Origin of the sequence: Pseudomonas fluorescens (genome assembly GCF_902497855.1) — a bacterium.
Lineage (GTDB): Bacteria > Pseudomonadota > Gammaproteobacteria > Pseudomonadales > Pseudomonadaceae > Aquipseudomonas > Aquipseudomonas fluorescens_BI.
Genome location: NZ_CABVHU010000001.1, coordinates 610490 through 635892, shown reverse-complemented (window position 1 = coordinate 635892; position 25403 = coordinate 610490). Strand labels below are relative to the sequence as shown.

Here is a 25403-nt window from a genome sequence, read left to right as displayed (position 1 = left end):
CTCTCAAAGGTGTTTGCTGGGGGAGTGACGCTGCAACGCGCCCCGTGACAGTCGATCCAACAGCAGCGCAATAGCGACAATGGCCAGGCCCGCTCGAAGCCCCAGGCCCATCTCCATCCTGGAGAGGCCACGAGTGACTTCAGCCCCCAGACCGCCTGCCCCCACCAGACCGGCCAGCACCACCATCGCCAGCGACATGAGGATGCATTGGTTCAGGCCTACCAACAGCGTGGGTGCAGCCGTCGGCAGTTCAATTTTGAACAGAATGTCTTTAGGTGAAGCACCGGATGCCTGACCCAACTCAAGGAGATCCTTGGGTAACTGCTTGAAGGCCAGGGTCGTCAATCTGAGCATTGGTGGGATGCCGTAAACAATCGTTGCGATGATCGCGGGAACGCGACCCAGGCTGAACAGCATCACCGCAGGGATCAGGTAAACCCAGGGCGGCACCGTTTGCATGATGTTCAGAATCGGCAGCAACGCTTCATCTACTCGCTTCACCCGGGCAGCCAGAACCCCCAGCGGGAAAGCGATGGCCACCGAGATCAGGACCGCCACACTGACGAGCGCGATCGTCTGGATGGACGCGAGCCAAAGGCCCGCGAACAAACAGAAAGCCAACATCACCGCAGCGAAAACAGCGACCCGCTTATTGGCAAAAAGGAACGCCGCGACGACGACAATACCGATGAATAAATACGGATGGGGAGCAAGCAGCGTTCCCTCCACTGCACCGAGTACCGCCTCGACGACCTGACTGATCCCTTTGAACAAACCATGTAAATTCGTGTTCAGCCAATCAACGGCAGGCGCCAGGTATTCGCCTGGAGAAAATTGAATGTGCGTTGTCATTGAGAAGCCCCCACCCGCGATTGTGCAGCGCTCTGCGCCAGACGATCCAGAATCATGGTCAATATGACGATTGCGATGGCTGCGTTGATCGACTTGGCAATATCCAAAGTACGAACGGACCCGTAAATCGCCTCGCCCAAACCGCCCGAACCTACAATGCCTGCAATGACAACCATGCCAAATGCCATCATCAGGCTTTGGTTAACGCCGGCCATGATGCTGGGCATGGCGAACGGTAAGCGGATCTTGAAAAACATCTGCATACCAGTCACGCCGCTGGCATCTCCCAATTCGATGAACTCCTTGGGTGTCATGCGAATACCCAGGGAGGTCAGTCGTAGAGCTGGGGGAAGCGCGACGATAAAAGTCGCCAACAGCGCCGTGGCGGGGCCGTAGCCGAGCAGCGCAATGGCCGGTAGCAGGTAGATGTAGGGCGGCATCGTCTGGATCAAATCCAGACAAGGATCAACCACACGATCAAAGGCCGGCGCCAGGCCTGCGACGACTCCCAGAGGAATGGCGACCGCCAGTGCCAACACGGTAGCGGTGAGCACCAGTGCAAGCGTACTGACTGTCTCTGGCCACAACCCGATGAGGTCGCACAGCAGCAATGCCAGACCTGAGAGAATCGCGAAGCGCACGCCGACCACACGCCAGCCAATCAACGCCAGGACAATCGCCACGACGTAATGGGGTGGATAAGCGATACACCACAGCACGCCTGCGTAAATGCCATTGAGCACCGCATTGACGGCATCGAACACGAACTCGCCATTATCCGAAAGCCATTCCAGCCCTGTATCAATGGATGCATCGAACTGACTGGAAAAATCCGGCGTGCTCATGCGGACGCCTCCATCGCATTGGCAGTTGCTACGGGCGCCAGTTCATTGGGAATACCTTGCACCCCCCGCAGCAGATCACGGGGGGTAATGATCCCCACCACTGTTGCGTTATCGACGACGGCAAGCGCGTCGCGCTCGGACTTCATCGTCAATCCGATCAGCTCATTGATATCGGCGTCAAGGGAGGTTTTGGTGAGCCTGGATATGTCGCACATCGGGTGTGCTGCCTTGTAGGCCTGGACCGACGTCATGACCGAATGAGCCTTCACCAGATGCAGTCGGGAAATGCCGGCAACAAACTCAGCCACGTAGTCATCAGCCGGGTTGAGCACGATCTCCTCGGCGGTGCCGACCTGAATGATGGCGCCATCCTTCATGATCGCAATGCGATCACCAATGCGGATGGCCTCGTCCAGGTCGTGGGTAATAAACACCGCGGACTTGCCCAGTTCCTTGGTCAGTTGGCGGAACTCATCCTGTAACTGTCGGCGAATCAGCGGATCAAGCGCGCTGAACGGCTCATCCATCAAGATCACTTCTGGATCGGCAGTCAGTGCACGCGCCAGTCCGACCCGTTGTTGCATGCCCCCGGACAGCTCACTGGGATAGCGCGAAGTCCACTCGCTCAATCCAACCTTCGCCAGCGCCTGCTCGGCCACTTTGTAACGTTCAGCCTTGCCCACACCCTGCACTTCCAGGCCAAACGCGGTGTTCTCAAGAACCGTACGATTAGGCAGCAAGGCAACGCTTTGAAAGACCATTCCGATGTGACGCGCCCTCACCTCTCGCAGCTGTGCCGGCGACAAGGATGAAACGTCTTTGCCTTTGACCAGCACCTTACCCGAGCTAGGGGTGATCAGCTTGTTCAGCAACCTTATAAGGGTGGATTTGCCACTGCCGGACAAACCCATGATGCAAAAGATTTCCCCGCGGCGAACCTGGAGACTGACATCGGAAACCCCGACCACGCAGCCGTAATGTTGCAGGATCTGGGTCTTTGAAAGACCCTGCTGGACAACCGCATTCATGGCTGCCGGTGCACTTTTACCGAAGATTTTCCAAACCGACTGGCAATCCACCAGCACTTCGTCAGTATTAATTGTGGCCATTGTCATTTCGCAATCCATCGAACCAGTTGTTTGCTGGTTTCTTTAATTAATCAAAAGGGCGGCAGTGGCGAACAAACAAAACTCAATAGTTCTTGATATTTCCCCAACGACTTACAAGATCTGTATGGCTGTCTATCCAGCCCTTGATAGCCTCGTCCATGGTCTTGCCATCCTTGACTTCAGCATTCATCGCGGTGATGTCCGTGATAGGCACATAAACGCTGGCCATCAGTTCGCGCGCACGCGGATTGGCTTCAGCGAAGCCTTTGTGTCCGATCCAGTAATAACCCTGCAATGGCGGGAAGACTCCTTTTGGATCTTTCAAGAATTTGAGATCAAATTTCTTGGTCATCCACGAAGGATCCCAAACGGTTACCGCCACCCATTCCTTGCGGTCGACTGCCGATTTCAAAGCCGCGGTCATGGCGGAAGTACTACCTTCGACCAGCTTGAGCTTGATGTCGTACGCTTTGACAACGTTGTTCGCGTCACTCATCAAACCCGAACCAGGCTCGATGCCAATGATTCTGTTCCCCAGTTTTTCCGCGTTTGCATTCAGTTGTTCGATGGAGTCGATGTCTACATAACTGGGTACTGCCATGCCCTGATAAAGACCAAAGGAGACCGGCGACAGTTTTTCGATTTTGTTTTTATTCTTTTTCCAGTAATCGGCTGCAGCGTAATCAATCTGGGATGCCAACACCTGAATATCCCCTTTGCTGAGTGCAGCGTAGGCGATACCCCATTCGGAAAACTCCACGACCTTTACGGTATATCCCGCATTCTCAAGTACTTTCTTGGTAATGCCGGTAATGGGCACCAAATCCTCCCAGGACATGGTACCCATTACTATGTTTTTTTCTTCAGCGTGTGCCTGCACACTCATCATGCCCAAAAGCGCGAGTGCGCAGAGTGCCTTCCAGATATTTTTCATGGATTATTCCGTTCTTATTAGTGACTTATTAAACGGCCTTTATAGGAAAAGCCGACAACTTAACTTACTAACCTTCTCGCCCGGCCCAAAACTCATGCCAACGAATGACCGAACTGACGCCCAGCTTCGTTATTATCTTGGGGGGTAGCCTGCTGGGTCCTGGCGCGTGACTGAAACTGTCCAGAAAATCAGAACGTATACCCGAAGCCAATTCCGCCGCCATGACACCTGCCAGGGTGCTCTTGACCGTTCCCAACCCATTTTCGCAGCAAGCCGAATACAGGTTTTCTTCGATCTCGCCAAATGCAGCGGCGTTGTTACGACTCAAACACAGACGGCCGGCCCAACTGAATTCCAACGCAGTGGATTTCAACTCGGGAAAGCGCGCATCCAGGGAATGTCGCTGTTCCTTAGCCACAGCAGCTACCCGCTCTGGGGTGACCTGGATACTCGGGTCATAGGTGAACTTTGTCCGAATGACAATACGCGAGAGACCGTCTGAAGAGATCTTGCGAACGGTCGCACCCATTGGATCCGCCGGCAACAAAGCCCACCTGGCTTTGCCCGGCACCTCTTTCCTGAATGCATCATCGCTGTAAGCTGCCGTCATGGAGGCGTAAGTGAAGACGTGCAACAGGCGTCCTTGATAATGGCCAAAGTCTTCAATGTGCCCGTTAACCCCCAGAATGACCTTGGGTGCGTGCACCGTCCCGTTATGAGAGCGAGCGCTCCAACCACTTCCCTGCTTCGTCAATTCAATAATGGGAGAGCGTTCAAACAGCGTGATTTTCCCTTCGAGCCCTGCTGCCAGGTCTCTAATGTATTGCGCGGGTTGAATCATCACCGCGCCGGGAGTGTAGATCCCACCGTGGTAATAGGTGGACCCGGTGATTTCGCGCATTTGCGCGGCATCAAACATCTTGAACTTCTCGCCAATGCGTTCAAGGGATTGAGCGTAATTGACGTTCAGCTTCAATCCCCGCTCAGTGGCGGCCGCGTTGATCTTCCCGGAAGGGTCGAAGGTATCTGGGGACATGCCGTACTCGCGTGCGGCGTCGGCGGCAAAAGCAATGGCAAAACGATTTTGCGTGATTTCCAGCGCCGTTGCAGACTCACTCGCCACCGAGTATTCCCCGGACGACAAACTGTGCGGCACATCGATCATGAAGCCAGAGTTTCTGCCCGCCGGGCCCTTGGCGACTTCATGAGCGTCGACCACAACAATGCTGTCACCCGGGTGCAGCTGTGAAAGTCTGCGTGCGGCGGACAGGCCGGCAAAACCGGCCCCGATAATCAGCCAGTCCGCCGTCACGTTTCCATCAATCATGCGGACAGGCGCAGTGCGTGCGGAAATCGCCTCCCAACCTGAAACCCCGGTGTCTACCGGCAGGCGCTTGATGGTATGGGTGCTCATTTTTCGGTCTCTTCATCCGACCGATCGGACACATCGATCCAGATGGTCTTGATTTCGGTGTACTGGTCATGGGCAAAAATGGATTTGTCCCGACCGCCGAAGCCCGACTCTTTGTAGCCGCCGAATGGCGTCGACGCATCGCCCTCACCAAAGCAGTTCACGGTGACGATGCCCGCACGAATTTCCCGCGACAACCTGATCGCCCGGCGCAGGCTGGCGGTGTACACCGAGGCGGCCAGGCCATAGACCGTGTCATTGGCCAGGGCAATCGCTTCGCAGATCGTATTGAAGGTGGTGACCGACAGAATCGGGCCGAAGATCTCTTCCTGAAACAGACGGTTGTCTCGACCGACACCATCTATCACCGTTGGCTCTACAAAGGCACCGTCTTTGGTCGCGCCACCGTAAACCACTTCAAGCTTTCCGGCAGCGGCGTGCTCAAGGTACGACTTCACTTTGGCGAAATGCTCTGGGCTGACCAGCGACCCTACGCGGTTCTGCGGATCGAGTGGGTCCCCCATCTTCCATTCGCGGATGTAGGCGCCCATGCGCTCCAGCAGCTCGTCTTTAACCGACGCATGGACGATCAGACGAGAAGTTGCGGAGCAGTTTTCGCCCATGTTCCAGAACGCGCCATTGACGACATGCTGAGCGACGAGATCCAGGTCTTGGGCATCGTCCATCACCACGGCCGGATTTTTTCCGCCACACTCAAGGACGATGCGTTTCAGGTTCGAATCGGCGGCGTAATGCAGGAAGCGGCGGCCGGTCGCGGTGGAGCCGGTGAAGCTCACCATGTCGACATCGTTATGCAAACCGATCGGCTCACCGACCTCTTTGCCCGTGCCGGTCACAATGTTGAGTACACCAGCGGGAATACCGGCTTCAAACGCCAGCTGCGCGACACGCAACGTGGTCAGCGAGGTTTGTTCGGCAGGCTTGACGATGACCGAACAGCCCGCAGCGAGCGCCGGGCCGATTTTCCAGGCCAGCATCAACAGCGGGAAGTTCCAGGGCAATACGCAGCCCACCACGCCGATCGGCTCCCGGACCACCATGGTCAGCGCGTCGCTGCCCACCGGGGCGGTGTTGTCATAAATCTTGTCAATCAATTCTGCGTGCCAGCGGATCGTGTGGATGGTATCCGGGATGTCGACCAATTGACATTCACTGACCGGTTTGCCGCTATCGAGGCTCTCGAGGACTGCCAGTTCGTGTTGATGGCTTTCAAGCAGGTTTGCAAACTTCAACAGAACAGCTTTGCGCTCCCTGGGAGAAATCGATCTCCAGCGTCCATCCTCGAAGGCCTCTTTGGCGTTACTCACCGCAAAGTCGACATCCTCGGACGAACAGGCAGCGACGTCTGTCAAAAACTCACCCGTTGCCGGGTTGTTCGTGGCAAAGGTTTTGCCCGAGTTCGCGGGTTTAAACGCGCCATTGATGAACGCCTTGGATGGCAACGAAATGTCTTTGGCCAGAGCGGCATATTCGGCCTTGCTCAGAAGATCACCCATGGCTGACTCCCGAAGAAATGTTGGCTACGTTACGTTTGAGTTCGGTAATGACCGACGCGAAACTCTGCTTTTCGTCCGCTTCAAGTGGCTGCAACGGCAGGCGCACGTTACCGACTTTCAATCCGGCAACTTCGCAGCCGTACTTGATCGACTGCACGAACTTGCCGCCGTCCAGGGCATTCATCAGCGGCATCATTGCCGACATGATTTGACGGCCTTTATCGAAGTTCTTTTCGATCACGCAGGCTTCATAAAGCGCAACGTGTTCCTTGGGCAGGAAGTTGGAACCTGCGCACACCCAACTGCGGGCGCCCCAGGCAAAAAATTCGAGGGCCTGGTCGTCCCATCCGCAGGACAAGGCGATGTTGGGGAACTGCCGGGCCAGCATATGCACCTGGCCCATGTCGCCGGAACTTTCCTTGATGGCGACGACGTTTTTCGATTGGCTGACACGCGTGAAATATTCTTCATCCATCGAAACGCACATGCGCCCCGGATAGTTGTAAAGCATGATCGGCAAGTCCGCTGCGCGATCGATAGTGAGCGCGTGAATCGCGTTTTCCTGTGAGGTTGGCAGCGCGTAAGGTGGGGACGTGACGAGAATAGCGTCCGCTTTGATCGATTTGGCATCCTTGGCGTACTGAACCGCATCTTCGGTACGAATCGCCCCGGTACTGACGATCAGTTGCACCCGAGTGCCGATCACATCTTTGGCGTAGGCTGCCAACTCGGTGCGTTCTTCCGAAGTCTGCGCATAATACTCGCCGGTCGACCCGCCGATAATAATGCCGTGCACCTTCGCTTCAATCAGCGACTCCAAAACTTCCGAGTACACATTCCAGTCAATCTCCCCATCAGAGTTATAAGGAGTTACTGCTGGCGTATAAATACCTTCAAATTTCAAGATAAATGCTCCGAATGCGAGTTAGGTGGAAGATCAACGAGCGCGTCAGCTTGATGCCTTGAGGCGCGATAAAAATCTCCCTGTTTTCACGGGACAGTTCCCAATGCTCAAACACGAGATCAACTACGGCACTTTCATCACGCTGTTCAATGGCTTCAAGTCTTCGTAAAGAGCACTTTTGCTGCCTTTCACAAATGACCTCCAGAGGTTGTTTTACCGACTAACACGGTTAACTGTTGAATCCAGACTGGCATGGGCCAAGAAGGCGGTCAATAGCGTGTATTTCTGGCGTATACGTTCTCAGATCGAAAAATCGAGCACCGCAGAAAATATTTTCTCCTTGATATTCAATGACTTAAAAGATAGCCACTGAGGTCATAGCTTCAATCGATAACATTTGTTTATGCATTGATCAGCGTAAAAGTTTCTTGTTGGTGCATGATTACCGTCGTAGCCTTACAACAGCGATAATCTACCGACGAATTGGCGACGAAGACTTCTCGTACACTCGTCCCATTAGTTAGAATCCGTTTGCCCGAGCTCGAATAAGGAGCTGTAGAAAATATTGCTATTGATGCAAACATCGGCATTACAGAATTGTCTGCATCAGTAAGGATTCGAACGAAATGAGTGCACGGATGGCACCACCATCCAAGAAGGCACATTTTTTTCGTAAGGCGCTTCCCGGACGTGGCAAACCGTTCCGGTTCGCGGATAGAAGCAGCACGGTTTGATGGGCTTGCATCCACAGACGGTACTGCGAACTCAAGACCGTTTGGCCTCGCCTCGCAGAGCAGGCTGAACGTGTCGCCCCCTTGGTATTTTGGAGTGTGTTGACCGTGAGCACTAAATCGGCAGTTTCAAATCTTATTGCGCAGCGCAAGCCTGACCATGCGCTGCCAGGTGCCCTCTATAGCGACCCAGATGTTTACAGGCAGGATCTGGAACAGATCTGGCACAAAAGCTGGATCTTCGCAGGGCACACATTTGAGCTGGAGAAGTCGGGTCAGTACCTGTCGCTGCAAGTCGGCGACTACCCCGTCGCGGTCGTCCGTGGCGCAGACAAACAGATTCGGGCCTTCCACAACTCCTGCCGTCATCGCGGTTCCAAGGTGTGCCCGGAAGCAAGCGGCAAGGTCGCCAAGCTGGTGTGCCCTTACCACAAATGGACATTCGAACTGGATGGCCGCCTGCTGTTCGCCGGGAACATGGGGGACGATTTCGACAAGTCTCAGCATGGGTTGAAATCCGTGCATTGTGAGGTCGTCGAAACATACATTTATGTGTGTGTTGCTGACGTCGCCCCAGACTTTTCTTCGTTCAGAAAATCCGTCACCCCTTTCGTTGCGCCTCATAACCTGGACGACTGCAAAGTCGCGTTTGAGTCGAACATCATCGAGAAAGGCAACTGGAAACTGGTTTTCGAGAACAACCGTGAGTGCTACCACTGCGACTGCACTCACCCGGAATTGATGCACTCATTCGTGGACAACCCATCAGTGGGCGGCGCCGGCGGCGATGAAGATCTCGAACTCAAAGAGCACTGGGATCGCTGCGAGGCGGCAGGTCTGCCTAGCCGATTGGTCATGGATGATGAAGGTCGTTTCCGAATGACGCGCATCCCCCTGTTTTCCGGGGCCGTCAGCTACACCATGGATGGCAAGCCTGCGGTCGCTGGCCGGTTGGACACAACCGGTGAAGCCAACATCGGTGCGCTGCTGTATTTCAACTACCCATCAACCTGGAACCACTTTTTGGGTGATCACGCACTGAGCTTCCGCGTTCTGCCGATCGGTCCGGGCGAGACACTGGTCACTACGAAATGGATTGTCAAGAAGGACGCGCAGGAGGGTGTCGACTACGACATTGACCGCCTCACCAAGGTTTGGCTGGCAACCAATGACCAGGACCGCACCTTGGTTGAAGGCGCACAGGTCGGCGTCAGCTCTCCTGCTTACGAGCCAGGTCCGTTATCGGTGGCCAGCGAAATTGGCGTGTGTCAGTTCGATGATTGGTACTGCAAAACGATGCTTGAGCAGCTCAATGACACGATCCCGTTAAGATCTGTCGGCTAAGTGCGTCACTGCCGGTGGTGAGAACCACGAATGATCACCACCGGCACACCTTTCAGTTCTCCCTGAAGAAGTACCCGTTAGCCGTGGGCGTCCGTCCTACTCCCCTCCCCGCAACCCAAGTGACTGCTCAGCCACTGCCCGTGGTCCTTTCTTCTAAACGCTCAGGAAAACTGGGCGAGAATCCAGTCGCGGAGCCGGCAACAGGCGTCGTCATTGATCCGGTCTTCACGAAATGTAAGATAGTGCTGACTTTCATGGAGAACGACTTCTTCTTCGATCGGCCGAATCAGCGTGCCGTTTTCGATCAGGTTTGCAACCAGGTGATTCCATCCGAGGGCTACGCCCTGATGTGTCAACACCATGCTGATTACCAGGTTGTAGTCGTTCGCGTTGAAAACGTGAGGGCTGTCGTGGGGGCGTTTCTCGATATCAACATCGTGATAAGCCAGCCAAACGCCCCAGTCAACGTGCTCCGCTACCTGGGATCTGCCATAGGGGCTGAGGTTTAGCAAAACACCGTCGCGTAATCCTTCCAGGCTGGACAGCTCAGGGTGCTCCTCTTTGTAACGAGGTGTGCACACCGGGTAGATGACGTCATGAAACAACGGATAACTGCGGTAGCCATCCTGAATCCTGGCCATTTTGGTGATGAAGATGTCTGGAGTAACACCCGGCTCCATCGACAAAAAGTTTTGAGTGGTCACCAGATTGAGGTCGATGTCTGCGTTCTTGGTAAAAAACCCCGGCAGTTTCGCTGCGAGCCAGAGGGCTGAAAACGCGGGAGAACAGCAAAGCGTCAACGTGCGCTTGCCTGCATTGTTGGTGCGAATGCGTTCCGCAGCCTGGGAAATGTTGACGAAAGATATCTGTGCCGCATCAAAAAATATGGATCCGGCTTCCGTTAACTCCACCGCTCGACCTACCCTTTTGAAGAGATCTACCCCAAGGTACGCCTCAAGCTCCCGAATCTGACGGCTGATTGCCGCTTGAGTAACGCACAGTGCTTCTGCCGCACGCGTAAAGCTCTGATATTTGGCGGCTGCTACGAATGACTTCACGGCTTTCAGAGACGGCATTTTCAGCAGCGTCATGTCTGGATCGATGTGCTTAACCATAACCTAGAGTATTGAATATCCGGTTCGGGGCCCCTTGGAGGGCCGTTAGGGACGAGATCGGCAGGAGGGTTTCACCTAGAGCCTACGCTGCAGCGTAGCTGAAACGATGGGTCTAAGACAGGTCCAGCGGCAGTCGTCTTCGCAATCGGCACTGCCGCAGTCGCAAATTGACATAACTAAATGATTGATAACATGACGTTATTGATTGGCTGGAGGAAATGTTGTTAGACGCTGACTCTTTTAGGTAATAACTTGGCTCTCAAGGTACTGCTGAATTCAGCGCCGATAAAACAAAAATAATAAACATCACATAATAAAGAGGATGGTCAAAATGACTAATTCCCAACCTTTTTCCCAGTTTGACTGCCCCCACAAGCACCGTCTTAACTGATCAAGACACGTACACCTGAATTCTTGATCTTACGTCGTAATTGCAGCAGGAGGGGTTATGAGTCTTGGTGACGAGATACTCTCGGTAAAAAACATTTACAAAGTCTTTGGTACTCAGCCAAAGCTTGCGATGGAGATGCTGGCTCGCGGTGCTGATAAAAGTGAAATTTTCAGCAAAACCGGTCAAGTCGTTGGCGTTTTTGATGCCAGTTTCTCCGTAAAACGTGGAGAGATTTTCGTCATCATGGGGCTTTCCGGTTCCGGGAAGTCGACGATGGTCCGGTTGTTCAATCGATTGATCGAGCCAACCTCCGGAACCATCCATCTTAACGGCCATGAAATCACCGGTCTGTCGGATGCTGATCTCCTGAGCGTTCGTCGCAAAGACATGAGCATGGTGTTTCAGTCGTTTGCCCTGATGCCCCACATGAGTGTGATCGACAACGTTGCTTTCGGCCTGGAGATCTCGGGCGTCGAGGAAAGTGAACGGCATAAACGTGCAATCGAAGCACTCAAGCAGGTGGGGCTCGATGGCCACGCCTACAGCTATCCGCACCAACTGTCCGGCGGTATGCAACAGCGGGTAGGCCTGGCCCGAGCGCTGGCCAATGACCCAGCCATCTTGCTGATGGACGAAGCCTTCTCGGCACTCGACCCGTTGATTCGCCACGAAATGCAGGGCGAACTGATCCGCCTGCAGGCAGAACAGCATCGCACCATCATCTTCATCTCCCATGACATTGACGAGGCGATTCGCATCGGCCACCGCATTGCGATCATGGAGGGTGGCCGGGTAGTACAGATAGGTACTCCGCAAGAGCTGCTTTGCAACCCCGCGAACGATTACGTCAGAGCTTTCTTCAAAGGCTTTGATGCCTCGAAGATCCTCAAGGCTGGTGATGTTGCCAAAATTTGCGCAGAGCATCCGTACGCCATGGATCAATCAACTCCTACGCTGCGCGACGATGTTCTCCTGCAGGACGTCTTTCACATCGTTGCTGATGCCGTTAATCCAGTTGCCGTGCTGGATCGCCAGGGTGTGTTCAAAGGCACGATCTCCAAGAGCCTACTGCTTCAGACAATGAGCCGACACTAATAGTCTCTATTTGCTGGCTTGCCAGGTTCGGACATTCAGGTGATTAGCATGAACGAATTCAGTTTTCTAGACCCGTTTCAATCCATCAACGTCCCTTTGGGCCAATGGGTGGAAGTTGCCCTGAATTATATGGTCCATAATTTCCGCGAGATATTTCGCTCGATAAGATGGCCTATCGACCAGGTACTTAATGGTATTCAGTACGGATTGCTGGCTATTCCTCCATCAATATTCATTATCATCGCGACGCTCTTTGGCTGGCAGGTAGGAGGGAGAAAAATAGGTATCCTTTGCTTCGTTACTCTCACTCTATTAGGTGTGATCGGCGTGTGGAATGACGCCATGATTACCCTCGCCCTGGTGCTCACTTCACTGTTTTTCTGCGCAGTTATTGGCATACCGCTGGGTGTCCTGTGTGCCCGTAGTGACCGACTGGAGATGCTTCTGCGTCCGGTACTCGACGCCATGCAAACACTGCCTGCATTTGTTTATCTGGTACCCGTCGTGATGCTGTTTGGTATCGGAAACGTACCGGGTGTACTGGTCACGATTATCTTTTCGGTAGCACCACTGGTCAGGCTCACCAATCTGGGAATTCGCCAGGTACCGGAAGACAAGGTTGAGGCGGCCCGGGCTTTTGGATGCACCCCACGCCAGATGCTGAGGCGGGTTCAACTTCCTTTGGCCGCACCGACAATCATGGCGGGTCTGAATCAGGCATTAATGTTGTCGCTTTCCATGGTGGTGATCGCGTCAATGATTTCGGTTGGCGGGTTGGGGATGATGGTACTTCGCGGGATTGGCCGCCTTGATATGGGCTTGGCAACCGTCAGTGGATTGGGGCTGGTATTGCTGGCGATTTTCCTCGACCGCCTGACCCAGGCAATGGGCGAACGCAGTAACAGGGCAACCAAAGGTGAGCGCTGGTACCAGACAGGCCCGGCCGGCGTCATTTATCGCCTGAAGAGAAAAAACACTGTTACAAAAATAGAAGTTAGTCCCAAAGAAAGTTAACCCGCCTAGCCGCGCGTCAGGAACCAAAAGAACTGCCAACATATTAACCAAGCCAAGGTAAACGATAATGAACTTCACAACAGTCGGCATAAAACAGAAATTCATTCATTCTGTGGCGCTTCTAGTACTAGCGGTTTCACCTGTTTTTGCATCGGCCGCTACGGCACAGTTGCCCGGAAAAGGGGTATCAATCACTCCCATTTTCCCGTCAATCGCCGAAGAGCGATTTCGCGGAGAGATTGCAATGGCGGGTCTGAAGGAATTGGGCTACGACGTTGAGACACCCAAGGAAACCGAGTACTCCACTATGATGGTAGCGATTTCCAATGGTGACGCTGATTTCTCGGTACATCTGTGGGAGGAGCTGCACAAATCTTTCTACCAGAAGGCCGGCGGCGATGAGACGATGGTGAAAACCGGCGACATTATGCCGGGTGTGTTGCAGGGCTACATGATCGATAAGAAAACGGCTGATGAGTACCACATCACCAATATCGATGATTTGAAAAAGCCAGAAATTGCCAAGCTGTTCGACAGTAATGGCGACGGTAAAGCCGACTTGACAGGTTGCAACCCCGGTTGGGGCTGTGAGCTGATCATTGCCCACCATATGAAAGCCTATGGCCTGGAAAAAACCGTCACAAACAACCAGGGCTCCTACTTTGCCTTGATGGCTGACACCATTGCTCGTTATAAACAAGGCAAGCCGATTCTCTATTACACCTGGGTGCCTCAGTGGATCTCCGGTGTTCTGGTCGAAGGCAAAGATGTTGTCTGGCTAACCGTGCCGCGTACGGATCTTCCAGGTGGCAAAAACGATGTCAACACTACCTTTAATGGTAAAAACCTTGGTTTCGCCGTAGACAGTGTCAAAGCGGTAATCAACAAAGAGTTCGCCGAGAAAAATCCGGCTGCCGTGAAGTTCCTGTCTGAAATGCAGATCACTACCGACGATGAAAGCGCGCAAAATCTCAAAATGCACAATGGTGAAAAAAGTGCAGCTGACATTACTCGTCACGCCAAGGAATGGATCGCGGCCCATCGCGCGGAATACGACAGCTGGCTGGCAGACGCACGCGCCGCGGCTAATACATCGACCGCAAAAAATTAGTCCCTTCATTTAAATCTGCATAAAAGGTTGCCCTTCCCTGGGCAACTTTTTCATCCGTTTCTGCTTCATCATTCAGGAATCATGAAATGCAGTTGTATTCATTCGTCCAGAATTTCAGTTTCAAGGACGCCCCCCTGCATACACGCGAGTTGGTTAAAACTTGCCTGCTCGACATCATTGGTGTGGCCGCCGGTGCTCGTGACAATCAAACCAGCGTGATGCTCAAAACCTACGCTGACACCCACTACTCTGCCAACAAGCTGTCCAGCCGCCTTTGGTTCGACGGCAGAGCCGTACATCCATTGGGCGCCGCGTATGCAGGCGGTTTCTGCGTTGATAGCCTGGATGCACATGAAGGTCACTTCACCTCCAAGGGGCATGCGGGTGCAACCGTTGTCCCGGCCATTGTTGCATTGGTTGACGCGTATCGCAGTCAGGGCAAAGACATCAGCGGCGAAGAATTCCTCAGCGCACTGTGCATCGGCTACGAGACTGCCTTGCGTGCGGGCCAGGCATTGATGGCCACCGCCCCGGAATATCATGCCTCAGGTGCCTTTTCCGGGATCGGGGTGGTTTGCGCTGGCGCCCGCCTGCTGAAGCTTGATGAAACGACGTTCCGTCATGCGCTGGGTATCGCGGAATACTTTGGCCCGAGGTGCCCGATGATGCGCCTGGTGAGCTTTCCGACGATGTTGCGTGATGCCCACGGTGCCGGGGCGTATGCCGGACTGAACGCACTACTGATGGCGCAGCTCGGTGTCACTGGCGCTCCAGCCGCTACCGTTGAACCTTTGGAGATTTCCACTTTCTGGCAGGACATCGGCGCCCGCTGGGAGATCGACGAGCAATATTTCAAACCGTGGCCTGTATGTCGCTGGGCGCAACCGGCACTCACGGCCATGACCGATTTGATGCGAGCACATCCAGTCATCACTGCGCAGTTGATCGAGACCATTGATGTCGAAACTTTCCACGAGTCTGTGTGCTTGCAGGGGCATTTCCCGAAGAATGCGGACGAGGCCCAGTATGCGCTAGCGTTCCCCTTGGCTGCCTTGATCGTTCGCGGGAAGCTGGGCCCTAAAGAGGTCACCGGGGACTCCATTCATGCGCCAGACATCTTAAGTATCAGCGAGAAAATAACTCTTCATGAGGCGCCTGACCTGTCCGCCAGGTTCCCGGAGGAAATTCTGTCCCGCGTCACGGTGACCCTGAAAGACGGCACGCGTCTTACGAGCCCAACCGCGACGGCCAAGGGCGACCCTGGCAACCCTATGTCGAGTGACGAACTCACTACCAAATTCCATTTACTGGCTGATGACAGCTTGGGAGCCACACTCAGCAATGCCATCAAGAACAGTGTTGAAGCATTGCCTGGTAGTGATGACTGCCAATCATTCTTTGATTTGTTGCTGTCCGCTCCAAAAACCGCTGCCTAGATTCCGCAACGGTTTCTTAGCTATTCGTTCAGGTGTCAAAGAGGTTTTATGCCATTCGTATTCGAGAGCGTGCTCAAAGACAAAAACATGGGGTACTCCTATACGGCGGAGAAACCAATAAAGCCGCAGGCGGTGACTCGTGTAGCTTTCGTGCTTTTGAACAATTTCTCGATGATGTCGTTCACCGGCGCTATCGATGCGCTGGTGACCGCCAACCTGATTAGCGAGACACCGGCATTTGAGGTGTTGACTGTCGGCATCAAGGGCCGTTTGGTAATGAGCGATCTGGGAATTGCGATTTCAGCAGACCTGGAGCTATCACAACTACCGGATCGTATCGACGTCCTCATCGTCGCCGGTGGTTTACGAGTGAAGCTCATCAGCGACCCACTACTACGGCGCAAGCTACGTAACGTCGCCTCTCTTGGCTCGACCATGGGCGGTTTGTGGAACGGTGCATTTTTCCTGGCGGAAGCTCAGCTTATGGACGGTGTCGAGTGTGCCTTCCATCCCGATGGACGAGCGATGATGGAGGATGTTTTCCCCAAAGTCCTGGTCACTTGTCGGACTCACGTATTAGATAGAAACCGTATCACATGCGCCGGCGCCAGCAGTTCGTTACGAATGATGCTGGAGCTCATAACCGCTAAACAAGGCGTGTCGCTGACCCACGCTGTCGAGGAAATACTCAGTTGCGATCAAACCGCTGAAGTCTCCGGGATATCGACTGTCATCGTTGACACTGACCCCACCTTGCCACAAACCCTGAAGCTCGCTTTAGAACTGATGCAAAAGAACATCGAAGAGCCGTTATCGATCGACGAACTGGCTGAGTGTGTGAACATTTCCCGACGACAATTAGAGCGTCGCTTTTGCCGTTTCGTGGGTGCCACGCCCACACGCTACTACCTTGAGCTGCGCTTGACTCGAGCGCGGCAGCTTATTCTGCAGAGCAATCGGCCGATCACCGATATCGCGATTGCGACCGGCTTCTGTAGTTTCGCCAACTTCCATATGCGCTTTCGTGACTTCTTTGGCGTCGCGCCAAGCAGCTATAGAGCAACGTATGAGCGCAGGCGCTAAGTTTTCCGAATCCCGGGCACGCGACAAACATACGAAACCCGCACCTTCTAAGCTGAGTAAACGATGGCTAGCATCATCGATAAGGATTACCGAGAATTATGAATGCTCCATCGCCGGTGTTGGTACCCACGGCTAACCATAGCGAGCGGATGTCTACACGCATCGCCTTCCTTATCGCGGGCTTGCTCATGTCCGCATGGGCGCCTCTGGTCCCATTGGTTAAAGCACGCGCAGGATTGGACGATGGTGGCCTGGGGTTGCTGCTGCTTGGCCTGGGCGGTGGATCTATCGTGGCGATGCCCTTCGCTGGTTATCTCACTGCACACTATGGATGCCGCCCCGTCGTAATCTGGTCGACGATTGTCTTGTGTGCCGTTCTTCCGCTGTTGAGCACCTTGGTGTGGCTGCCGGGTCTGGTTATCGCCGTCATTATCTTCGGCGCCAGCATGGGCATGCTTGATTGCGCCATGAACATACAGTCCGTCATCGTCGAAAAAAACAGCGGGCAGGCACTTCAGTCCGGCTTCCATGGCCTTTACAGCGTCGGAGGCATATTGGGCGCCGGGGCGACGACCGCTCTGCTGACCTTGGGCCTGCATCCGTTGATTGCTGCGCTCTGCATCGTTGCCACCGTTTTGGGAGCGCTTTACAAGGCAGCGCCTGCTTTGCTGACTTATGGCACTGAACGGGGTGGACCCATGTTCGCGGTGCCCAGGGGTATCGTGCTGTTTTTAGGGGCGCTCTGTTTCATCGTCTTCCTCACTGAAGGCGCAATACTCGACTGGAGCGCGGTTTTCCTTGTCTCGAGCCGAGGGTTAGAGCCGAGCATCGCCGGTTTGGGCTACGCATCCTTCGCTGCTGCGATGACGGTGGGCCGCCTGACAGGAGATGCCATCGTCAGCAAACTGGGCGGCGTGCGCGTCGTTGCGCTTGGCGGACTCTGCGCAGCCGCAGGCATGATCGTGTCGCTTGGAATCGATGGCTGGGCCGCGTCCTTGATTGGCTACGCTCTGGTCGGTGCTGGATGCTCAAACATTGTCCCTGTGCTCTTTACTGCTGTTGGCCGCCAGCAACGTATGCCACAGGCGGTAGCGATCCCCGCTGTTATCTCGATGGGCTACGCGGGGATTCTGATCGGTCCCGTATTTATCGGGGCGGTCGCCCATCTGAGCACCTTGTCATTCGCTCTTGGCTGCGTGAGTGTTCTGCTGGTTTTTGTCAGTGCGACAGCTCGGTTACTTCGGAATTAACCCACGATGGAAGCGCTGACCGCAGGCGCAACGGGCTTCCCACTGGAACGAAAAAAGGACCCGAAGGTCCTTATTTCAATCACTACAGAATTCAATGAAACTCTGCAGCGCTATGTTTGGAGCGGGAAACGAGACTCGAACTCGCGACCCCGACCTTGGCAAGGTCGTGCTCTACCAACTGAGCTATTCCCGCGTCTTGGTGTGGCGCATTCTATAGATTTCAGAAGCGCCGTCAAGCCTTTGATTCAAAAAAGTTTTATTTCTTTTCTGCATCGGTCTTCAGATGCGGCCAGGCAGCCCGCAGGTACTGGATCATGGACCACAACGTCAGGCCGGCGGAGACCAGCAGCAAGGCATAACCGAACAGGACCCAGAACGTGAAGTCCGACGGGTTGGCCAGCAGGATCACCAGCGCCAGCATCTGCGCGGCGGTTTTCCATTTGCCCAGGTTCGACACCGCGACGTGGGCACGGGCGCCGAGTTCGGCCATCCACTCGCGTAGCGCCGAGACCACGATCTCGCGACCGATGATCACGGCGGCCGGCAGCGTGAGCCACAGGTTGCCGTGTTCCTGTACCAACAACACCAGCGCCACGGCGACCATCAGCTTGTCGGCCACCGGATCGAGGAACGCCCCGAAAGGCGTGCTTTGTTCCAGGCGGCGGGCCAGGTACCCGTCCAGCCAGTCTGTGGCGGCGGCAAAGGCGAACACCGAGGCGGACGCCAGGTAGCTCCAGTGGTAAGGCAGGTAAAACAGCAAAATAAAGATCGGAATGAGCAGGACGCGTAGAACGGTAATCAGATTAGGGATATTCATCGGCACAACTGGCTACGAGGTGAGGTGGCATTCTACTCGCTGTGCAGATTTGCATAAATCAACTCTGCGAGCTTTTTACTGATCCCGGGGGCTTTGGCGATCTCTTCGATGCTGGCACGAGACAGCTCCTGCAATCCACCAAAATGTTTCAACAAATCGCGCCGACGTGTCGGGCCGACGCCGGCGACGCCTTCAAGCGTAGACGTACGGCGGGTTTTGCCGCGACGGGCACGGTGCCCGGTGATTGCGAAACGGTGGGCTTCGTCGCGTATCTGCTGGATCAAATGCAGCGCGGGGGAATCGCCGCGCAAGGTGAATTCGTGGGCGGCATCATTCAGGTACAAAGTTTCGAAGCCGGCCTTGCGTGTGGCGCCCTTGGCCACGCCCACCAGGATCAGGTCGGGCACCGCCAGTTCATTGAGCACGTCCCGGGCCATGGACAGCTGGCCCTTGCCGCCGTCCACCAACAGGATGTCCGGCAACTTGCCCTCCCCGTCCTTCAGTTTGCTGAAGCGTCGGGTCAGGGCCTGGTGCATCGCGGCGTAGTCATCGCCCGGGGTGACGCCTTCGATGTTGTAGCGTCGGTAGTCGGACTTGATCGGGCCTTCCGGGCCGAACACCACGCAGGAGGCCACGGTCGCTTCACCGCTGGAGTGACTGATGTCGTAACACTCCAGACGCTGGGGTGGCTCGTCCAGGTTCAGCACTTCGGCCAAGGCATCGAAACGTGCTGCAACATGTTGCCGGTTGGCCAGCCGTGCGCCCAGGGCCTGCTCGGCGTTGGTAACCGCCAATTGCTGCCAGCGCGCTCGGGTTCCGCGAACCCTGTGACTGATGGTCAGTTCGCGACCGCGCAGCTTGTCGATGGCCGCGATCAGGGTCGGAAAGTCTTCGTGAACCACGTTGACGATCAGTTCGCTCGGCAAGTCGCGTTCGGGGCTGCTGACGTAATATTGTCCGAGAAACGCCGCCATGACTTCGGACACGTCTTCTTCAATACCCACCTGCGGGAAGAAGTTCTTGCTGCCCAACACCCGCCCGCCGCGCACGCTGATCAAGTGCACGCAGGCACCGCCCGGATTGACGAAGGCCGCGATCACGTCGACATCCCCCGTGCCACCTTCCATGCTCTGCTGATCCTGGACCCGGCGCAGCAACGAGATCTGGTCGCGCAACTCGGCGGCACGCTCGAATTCGAGATTGATCGCCGCCTCCTCCATGGCGACAGACAATTCGTCCGTCAACGCATTGCTGCGCCCCTCGAGGAACATCACCGAGTGCCGCACGTCTTCGGCGTATACCTCGGGCTCCACCAGGCCGACGCAGGGTGCCTTGCAGCGTTTGATCTGGTATTGCAGGCACGGCCGCGTGCGGTTCTTGTAATAGCTGTCCTCGCACTGGCGCACGAAAAAGGTCTTCTGCAGCAGACTCAGGCTTTCGCGAATCGCGCCGGCACTGGGATAAGGACCGAAGTACTTGCCCTTGGCCTTCTTCGCACCGCGATGGATGCTCAGGCGCGGGAACTGGCCATCCGAGAGAAAGACGTAGGGGTAGGATTTGTCGTCGCGCAGCAGGATGTTGTAGGGCGGACGCCACTCCTTGATCAGCGTCTGCTCAAGCAACAGGGCTTCGGTTTCATTGGCCGTGATCGTCGTTTCGACCTGGGCGATACGCGCCACCAGGGCCGCGGTCTTGGGTGCGAGCCCGGACTTGCGAAAGTAGCTCGACAGACGACTTTTGAGGTTTTTGGCCTTGCCGACGTAGAGCAGGCGCGCATCGCTGTCGAACATGCGATACACACCGGGGCGCCCACTGACCGTCGACAGAAAGGCGCCTGGATCAAAGGCTTCAGTCATTTTCAGAGGCTGGCATCGACCATGCCGTGACGAACCGCCAACAGCGTCAACTCGACATCACTGCTGATCGAAAGCTTTTCGAAAATGCGGTAACGGTAGGTATTCACGGTTTTTGGCGACAGGCACAGCTTGTCGGAAATGATCTGGACCTTCTGGCAGCCGACAATCATCAACGCGATCTGGATTTCGCGCTCCGACAGTGCATCGAAGGGTGAATCGTTGGTCGGCTGGAAAGACTTGATCGCCAGTTGCTGGGCAATCTGCGGGCTGATGTAGCGTTGCCCGGCAAACACCAGGCGGATCGCCTGGACCATTTCCGGCAACCCGGCACCCTTGGTCAGGTAACCCGCGGCGCCGGCCTGCAACAACCTGGTCGGAAACGGGTCCTCTTCGCACACGGTGACCGCGACGACCTTGATGTCCGGGTGACTGCGCAATAATTTGCGCGTGGCCTCGAGACCGCCGATTCCCGGCATCTTGACGTCCATCAGCACCACATCGGGTTTCAACTCACGCGCCTTGAGCAGGGATTCTTCACCTGATTCAGCCTGGCCGACCACTTGCAGGCCATCGATGTCAGCCAGCATTCGTGTAATGCCTGTACGAACGAGATCATGGTCATCGACTACTAGCACCCTAATCAAGCAGACACCTCGCGATATGGTCTTATTGGGTTGCTCGACACCTTAGCAAAAAGCGACTGGCAGACCTAGCGGAACGCGCTATATAAAAAGTATCAATAGTTCTTGAAAGGCTTGCCGTATACGTGTCTTAGCCAGGCGCCCCATCGATCTCGCGCTGCATCTTCAGGAAACACCCGTCCGTGCCAACGACTGCCAGCCCCTTTCTCTCATATAAAGCTCGTGCGGGGTTGTTCTGAAAAACTGTCAGCCGCAACGCCCGGCGACGTTCCCGGCACGCCATCGCCAGCACCCGATCAATCACCCAGGCGCCGGCGCCCTGCCCTCGAAACGCTTCGAGGACGTGCAATTCACGGATGTACAGGTCCCTGGCGTCCCGACTCAGGCTGACGTAACCGAGCACGGTCTCGCCCTCCACGATCAACCAGTTCTCGCGTGCGGCCCAGCCGATATCGAAACCTTCGTCCAGCCACAGCAGATTATGCTGACGGTAATAGCGCAGCATGTTGTCGCAGGTCAGCTTTCGAGCGAAGTCGAGGTCCCGGAGCGTCGCCGGGCGTAATTCCAATGCCATCAAGCCTCCGCGACCGCCACTGTTTTGCTCTTGGGGCCATTGGCATTGCACCGGGCAACGGCCACCAGGTCCGACGCCAGGATTGCACGGCGTCCTGCCGACTCGCTGACATGGGGTTGGTCCAGGCGTCAAGTGTGTCACAACCTGCGACGCACTCAAGCGATAGAAAACGCTATCGGCGACCGATAGCATTTTCTGATTGAATCTGCCTGCCCGCCTCTAGTAAGCTCGGTGCACTCATCGGAGACAGACCATGCTCGACACCCTCTCACCGCTTCAGACCGCCAGCGCCCCGCGCTCGGTCGCGGCTGTCCGGGTGAAAGACGTCTGTGCTTCGGTCAGCTTTTATTTTGGGTATTGGTTTAGCCACTGGCGCGCCTGATACCCACACGGCGCCCACTTTGAACGGGTCGCCACCAGAGAATTCTCAACCCCCGGTCGGCTTCCCGACCGGGGGTTTTGTTTTTTCAGCCCTGCACATTTTTAGCGACACACCTGACAACTCGAGGATTTAGACATGAACTACGCCACTTATTACCGTTACGACAGTTTTACCGCCTGGCGATTTAGCAGCCTCCGCTCGGGACAGCCTGCCGCCTCCGATCGGTCACCCACAGGTGGCAAGCACACACACGCAGCCAATCCGGCCAATTGTCGAACACCCCAGTAGGGCCGAGTGCGCGGGACCGAACCCGCCGCCTGCCCAGGAAGCCTGAACATGAACTCGTCCGTCTCCGCTCTGCCGTTGTCCACCCTGAGCCCTGCCAATGAAGCGCTGACCCTGCGTCTGCCAGGCTCGTTGCAACTCAAGCAGCAATTACCGCTGACCAATGCCCTGACCCGACAAGTCGCTGCCCACCGCCAGGCGGTTCGCGCGATCCTCGATGGCGAAGACGCCCGCCTGCTGGTCATCGTCGGCCCTTGCTCGATTCACGATCCCCGGTCCGCCCTCGAATACGCCACTAACCTTGCTCGCCTGGCCACCGAAGTCAGCGATGACATGCTCCTGGTGATGCGCGCCTATGTCGAAAAACCCCGCACCACAGTCGGCTGGAAAGGCCTGGCGTACGATCCGCACCTGGATGGCAGCGACGACATGGCAGGCGGCCTGACCCTGTCTCGCGAGCTGATGCGCGACATGCTCCAGCTGGGCTTGCCGATTGCCACCGAACTGCTGCAACCGATGGCCGCCGGTTACTTCGACGACCTGCTGAGCTGGGTGGCGATCGGCGCCCGCACCACCGAATCGCAGATCCACCGGGAAATGGCCAGCGGCCTGGGCATGCCGGTCGGCTTCAAGAACGGCACCGATGGCGGTGTGGCCGTAGCCAGCGACGCCATGCGCTCGGCCGCCCATCCCCATCGTCATTTCGGTGTCGACAGTCATGGGCATCCTGCAATCATCCAGACCCCTGGCAATCAGGACACTCACCTGGTTCTGCGCGGCGGCCATCGCGGTCCGAACTACGATCGCGAGAGCGTCGCCCAGGTACACAGCGATTTGACCAGGCTGAAGATTCCGGCGCGGATCATGGTCGACTGCAGCCATGCCAACAGTGGCAAAGACCCGTTGCGGCAGCCGGCAGTCTTCAACGACGTGCTCGAGCAACGCCTGCAAGGTGATCGATCGCTGATCGGCATGATGATCGAGAGCCATCTGTTCGAAGGTTGCCAGGCGTTGGGCCCATCGCTGCGGTACGGGGTGTCGGTTACCGACGGCTGCCTGGGCTGGACCGCGACCGAAGACTTGTTGCGCCAGGCGGCGATCCGGTTGCGGGCTCAGCGCGACTGACAGACCAATGACTCGCCGGAGGCAGGCGCACTGCCTCCGGCGAAAGGCCGTCCAGACCGTGCGACAAATACCTCATATCCCTTCGAGCTTTCGTACTTTCCCTATTCCGTTTTCATCAGGTTACCGCGGCTTTTTCATACATCGCACCCGCGCTGGAGTGCTTTAGAGTGAGGCGCAAGCATCCCACAACCTCCTGTGAAAAAGGTATGAACAATGCAACGGAATGCAACGACTCTCTACCCGATTCTGCTGGTCCATGGGCTCTTCGGTTTCGATCGCATCGGCCGGTTCGAGCTCTTCCATGACATCAAGCAAGCCCTCAGAAACGCCGGCGTCCGAGTGTTTGTCCCACACCTGTCGGCCACCCATCGCAACGAAGTACGCGGTGACCAGCTGCTGGCGCAGATCGAACGGGTGCTGGAACGTACCGGCGCGCACAAGGTCAACCTCATCGGCCACAGCCAGGGCGCGCTGGCCGCGCGTTATGCGGCGGCGATCGCACCCGGGGCCGTCGCGTCGGTAACCTCCGTCAGCGGACCGAACCACGGCTCGGAGCTGGCCGATGTCCTGCGCAAGGCCGTGACACCCGGGCGTCTGTCAGAGCAAGTCGCCGAGGCGGTTGCGACTTTGTTCACAGACTTCATATCGTTGCTCAGTGGCAACCGCCAGCTGCCAAAAGACGCCGTTGCGGCGCTGAATGCGCTGACCACCGAGGGCGTGGGCACATTCAATGACAAATACCCTCAAGGGCTGCCGCACACATGGGGCGGCAACGGCCGTGAACTGGTCAACGGCGTTCGTTACTACTCCTGGAGCGGCACGCTGCAAGGGAACCTCCTCGATCAAGGGCTCAATGCACTCGACCCGCTGCACGGGTTTTGCCAGGGCTTTTCCCGTTATTTCACCACCGAAGCCAGGCAGAACGACGGCCTGGTCGGGCGCTACAGCTCCCATCTGGGCACCGTGATCCGCTCCGACTATCCGCTGGATCACTTCGACAGCATCAGTCAGATGGCCGGTCAGATCCGCAGAGGCATCGACCCGGTGGAGCTTTATGTAGAGCACGCCGAACGCTTGAAACAGGCCGGCCTGTGAGCAATGCCCCGCTGTCGGGCGGCCACTGGGGGAACTTTGGGAGGAAATTGGCCACTGAATCCAGTAGGCTCACCACTTTTCTGAACATTGAAAGGAGTATTTCCCATGGCTAAAGCCACTGCCCGTCACATCCTCGTTGCCAGCGAAGCCAAGTGCAACGAACTCAAGGCGCAAATCGAGGCTGGTGCTGATTTCGCCGAAATCGCCAAAGCCAACTCCACTTGCCCGTCGAGCCGCCAGGGCGGTGACCTGGGTTCGTTCGGTCCGGGCCAGATGGTCAAGGAATTCGACACCGTGGTCTTCAGCGCACCGATCAACGTGGTACAAGGCCCGGTAAAGACCCAGTTCGGTTACCACTTGCTGGAAGTGACCAGTCGTCAGGACTGATCGATCCGCAGTTTCCTCCATAACGGCCCGCCTTTTGGCGGGCCGTTGTGTTTCGGTTATGTGATACGGCTGGCGGGGGGCGCGCCGCTAGCGTACAAA

General features: G+C 56.0%; 23 protein-coding genes, 1 tRNA gene and 1 pseudogene. 11 read left to right on the top strand and 14 right to left on the bottom strand.

Going from position 1 to position 25403, the window contains the following annotated elements; all coding sequences use genetic code 11:
• Positions 1 to 3: 3 nt before the first annotated feature.
• From F8N96_RS02965 to F8N96_RS35255, 8 genes and pseudogenes are all read right to left on the bottom strand, one after another.
• Positions 4 to 852, bottom strand: a complete 849-nt coding sequence (locus F8N96_RS02965) for an ABC transporter permease (protein WP_150796492.1) — start codon at positions 850 to 852, stop codon at positions 4 to 6.
• Entirely contained in the window at positions 849 to 1697 is an 849-nt protein-coding gene (locus tag F8N96_RS02960) for an ABC transporter permease (RefSeq protein ID WP_150796491.1), read from the bottom strand. The genes F8N96_RS02965 and F8N96_RS02960 overlap by 4 nt, the downstream gene beginning before the upstream one ends.
• Positions 1694 to 2812, bottom strand: coding sequence for a quaternary amine ABC transporter ATP-binding protein (locus tag F8N96_RS02955; protein WP_150796864.1), 1119 nt, complete (start codon positions 2810 to 2812; stop codon positions 1694 to 1696). The genes F8N96_RS02960 and F8N96_RS02955 overlap by 4 nt, the downstream gene beginning before the upstream one ends.
• Positions 2813 to 2888: 76 nt before the next feature.
• Positions 2889 to 3740 (bottom strand): glycine betaine ABC transporter substrate-binding protein, encoded by an 852-nt coding sequence (locus F8N96_RS02950; RefSeq protein ID WP_150796490.1) that lies wholly within the window; start codon positions 3738 to 3740, stop codon positions 2889 to 2891.
• Positions 3741 to 3807: 67 nt separating this feature from the next.
• Complete coding sequence (locus F8N96_RS02945) at positions 3808 to 5154, bottom strand: NAD(P)/FAD-dependent oxidoreductase (RefSeq protein WP_150796489.1); 1347 nt, start codon at positions 5152 to 5154, stop codon at positions 3808 to 3810.
• Complete coding sequence (locus F8N96_RS02940) at positions 5151 to 6668, bottom strand: aldehyde dehydrogenase (RefSeq protein ID WP_150796488.1); 1518 nt, start codon at positions 6666 to 6668, stop codon at positions 5151 to 5153. The genes F8N96_RS02945 and F8N96_RS02940 overlap by 4 nt, the downstream gene beginning before the upstream one ends.
• The gene (locus F8N96_RS02935; protein WP_123366508.1) at positions 6661 to 7572 is read right to left on the bottom strand and encodes a dihydrodipicolinate synthase family protein; all 912 of its coding nucleotides are present in this window, start codon (positions 7570 to 7572) and stop codon (positions 6661 to 6663) included. Before F8N96_RS02935 ends, F8N96_RS02940 begins: the two co-directional genes overlap by 8 nt.
• Positions 7569 to 7732, bottom strand: a pseudogene (locus F8N96_RS35255) (GntR family transcriptional regulator); the annotation flags it as partial. The gene F8N96_RS02935 and the pseudogene F8N96_RS35255, both read right to left, overlap by 4 nt.
• A gap of 679 nt (positions 7733 to 8411) precedes the next feature.
• Between F8N96_RS35255 and F8N96_RS02930 the strand changes: the two are divergent.
• Entirely contained in the window at positions 8412 to 9647 is a 1236-nt protein-coding gene (locus F8N96_RS02930) for an aromatic ring-hydroxylating oxygenase subunit alpha (RefSeq protein ID WP_150796487.1), read from the top strand.
• 161 nt (positions 9648 to 9808) lie between these two features.
• On the opposite strand, the gene F8N96_RS02925 is transcribed toward F8N96_RS02930, so the two are convergent.
• The gene (locus F8N96_RS02925) at positions 9809 to 10762 is read right to left on the bottom strand and encodes a LysR family transcriptional regulator (protein WP_160386874.1); all 954 of its coding nucleotides are present in this window, start codon (positions 10760 to 10762) and stop codon (positions 9809 to 9811) included.
• Between the two features lie 448 nt (positions 10763 to 11210).
• On the opposite strand from F8N96_RS02925, the gene F8N96_RS02920 reads away from it, so the two are divergent.
• The 6 genes from F8N96_RS02920 to F8N96_RS02895 all read left to right on the top strand — a co-directional run bounded on the left by F8N96_RS02920 (position 11211) and on the right by F8N96_RS02895 (position 18142).
• Positions 11211 to 12248 (top strand): quaternary amine ABC transporter ATP-binding protein, encoded by a 1038-nt coding sequence (locus F8N96_RS02920; RefSeq protein WP_150767315.1) that lies wholly within the window; start codon positions 11211 to 11213, stop codon positions 12246 to 12248.
• Positions 12249 to 12296: 48 nt separating this feature from the next.
• A complete protein-coding gene (gene proW, locus F8N96_RS02915; protein WP_150796486.1) occupies positions 12297 to 13262 on the top strand; it encodes a glycine betaine/L-proline ABC transporter permease ProW in 966 nt (321 codons plus the stop codon).
• A gap of 67 nt (positions 13263 to 13329) precedes the next feature.
• Positions 13330 to 14373 (top strand): glycine betaine/L-proline ABC transporter substrate-binding protein ProX, encoded by a 1044-nt coding sequence (gene proX / locus F8N96_RS02910; protein ID WP_191630698.1) that lies wholly within the window; start codon positions 13330 to 13332, stop codon positions 14371 to 14373.
• Positions 14374 to 14459: 86 nt separating this feature from the next.
• Positions 14460 to 15809 carry an MmgE/PrpD family protein gene (locus tag F8N96_RS02905; RefSeq protein WP_150796485.1) on the top strand — a complete coding sequence of 450 codons (1350 nt, stop codon included), beginning with the start codon at positions 14460 to 14462 and terminating at the stop codon, positions 15807 to 15809.
• Positions 15810 to 15857: 48 nt separating this feature from the next.
• The gene (locus F8N96_RS02900; protein WP_150796484.1) at positions 15858 to 16892 is read left to right on the top strand and encodes a GlxA family transcriptional regulator; all 1035 of its coding nucleotides are present in this window, start codon (positions 15858 to 15860) and stop codon (positions 16890 to 16892) included.
• A 98-nt stretch (positions 16893 to 16990) separates the two neighbouring features.
• A complete protein-coding gene (locus tag F8N96_RS02895) occupies positions 16991 to 18142 on the top strand; it encodes an MFS transporter (protein WP_150796483.1) in 1152 nt (383 codons plus the stop codon).
• A 117-nt stretch (positions 18143 to 18259) separates the two neighbouring features.
• Here the strand turns inward: F8N96_RS02895 and F8N96_RS02890 are convergent.
• From F8N96_RS02890 to F8N96_RS02870, 5 genes are all read right to left on the bottom strand, one after another.
• A tRNA-Gly gene (locus F8N96_RS02890) sits at positions 18260 to 18335 on the bottom strand.
• A gap of 63 nt (positions 18336 to 18398) precedes the next feature.
• On the bottom strand, positions 18399 to 18959 hold the full coding sequence (gene pgsA, locus F8N96_RS02885; protein ID WP_128872701.1) for a CDP-diacylglycerol--glycerol-3-phosphate 3-phosphatidyltransferase: 561 nt from the start codon (positions 18957 to 18959) through the stop codon (positions 18399 to 18401).
• Positions 18960 to 18991: 32 nt separating this feature from the next.
• Positions 18992 to 20815, bottom strand: a complete 1824-nt coding sequence (gene uvrC / locus F8N96_RS02880; protein WP_150796482.1) for an excinuclease ABC subunit UvrC — start codon at positions 20813 to 20815, stop codon at positions 18992 to 18994.
• 2 nt (positions 20816 to 20817) lie between these two features.
• Complete coding sequence (uvrY, locus tag F8N96_RS02875; RefSeq protein ID WP_008015884.1) at positions 20818 to 21459, bottom strand: UvrY/SirA/GacA family response regulator transcription factor; 642 nt, start codon at positions 21457 to 21459, stop codon at positions 20818 to 20820.
• Between the two features lie 127 nt (positions 21460 to 21586).
• Entirely contained in the window at positions 21587 to 22030 is a 444-nt protein-coding gene (locus tag F8N96_RS02870) for a GNAT family N-acetyltransferase (protein WP_150796481.1), read from the bottom strand.
• 253 nt (positions 22031 to 22283) lie between these two features.
• On the opposite strand from F8N96_RS02870, the gene F8N96_RS35670 reads away from it, so the two are divergent.
• The 4 genes from F8N96_RS35670 (at position 22284) to F8N96_RS02855 (ending at position 25304) form a co-directional block, all read left to right on the top strand.
• On the top strand, positions 22284 to 22412 hold the full coding sequence (locus tag F8N96_RS35670) for a hypothetical protein (protein WP_263596447.1): 129 nt from the start codon (positions 22284 to 22286) through the stop codon (positions 22410 to 22412).
• A gap of 336 nt (positions 22413 to 22748) precedes the next feature.
• Positions 22749 to 23822, top strand: a complete 1074-nt coding sequence (locus F8N96_RS02865; protein ID WP_150796480.1) for a 3-deoxy-7-phosphoheptulonate synthase — start codon at positions 22749 to 22751, stop codon at positions 23820 to 23822.
• Positions 23823 to 24035: 213 nt separating this feature from the next.
• Complete coding sequence (locus tag F8N96_RS02860) at positions 24036 to 24917, top strand: lipase family alpha/beta hydrolase (RefSeq protein ID WP_150796479.1); 882 nt, start codon at positions 24036 to 24038, stop codon at positions 24915 to 24917.
• Positions 24918 to 25022: 105 nt separating this feature from the next.
• Positions 25023 to 25304 carry a peptidylprolyl isomerase gene (locus F8N96_RS02855; RefSeq protein ID WP_047529711.1) on the top strand — a complete coding sequence of 94 codons (282 nt, stop codon included), beginning with the start codon at positions 25023 to 25025 and terminating at the stop codon, positions 25302 to 25304.
• Positions 25305 to 25403: the final 99 nt, after the last annotated feature.